The organism is Vibrio sp. 2134-1, assembly GCF_033339495.1.
This window is the reverse complement of sequence record NZ_JAWOUS010000442.1, coordinates 1-692: the sequence shown is the minus strand read 5'-3', so window position 1 is coordinate 692 and position 692 is coordinate 1. Positions and strand designations below refer to the sequence as shown.

Annotated in this window: 1 protein-coding gene; it reads left to right on the top strand. The window is 47.7% G+C overall.

Annotation, left to right across the window (positions count from 1 at the left end; genetic code table 11):
* Positions 1 to 692, top strand: a 692-nt coding sequence (locus R7R78_RS26505; protein WP_318119620.1) for a histidine kinase dimerization/phospho-acceptor domain-containing protein, incomplete at both ends; no start/stop codon positions are given.

Below are 692 nucleotides of genomic sequence, written 5' to 3'. Positions count from 1 at the left end.
GCTACCAAAGACGAAGTTATCATCGAGCTCGGAACAGAAATCACGCAAGATGTGGTTGAGAGGCGTTGGCCGATGCAGTTTAGTGTGGGTGAAAAAACGTTTGAGCTTGCAGAGCTGACTGTGCAATCTGACCTTAGCGCCGTCTATCAAGATTTATGGCAACAGTTCTTTTTTCTACTCACGACAGAAGCGATAAAAATTTTGTTGTTGATGGTTGGGGTGTTGTGGGTTGCCTTCCGTTTATTGGTGAATCCTTTGCAGTTGCTTTCCGGTGCGGTGAGTGATTTTAGCGGCGGTAATGCGCCGAGTACGGTCACGCTGCCCAAACGTTGGTGTTTTGATGAAGTCAGCTTGTTGGCGCAAAAATACAATCGAAGCGTGCAAAAAGTGCGAGAGCATCAAGCCGAGTTAGAAGCAGAGCGAGATAAGGCGGAAGTCGCCAATCGCAAGAAAAGTGAGTTTCTCGCGACCATGAGCCACGAGATTCGCACCCCTATGAATGGCATTATTGGTGTGGCGTCGCTGCTTAGTGATACTAAGCTCGATCCGCAGCAAAAAGAATTTGTGGAGATCATCGATAACTCATCGCAATCGCTCATGACCATTATTGATGACATCCTCGATTTCTCCAAAGTCGAAGCGGGGAAGGTGGAACTCGCCAGCGAGACGTATCATTTTCGCCAGTTATTAGA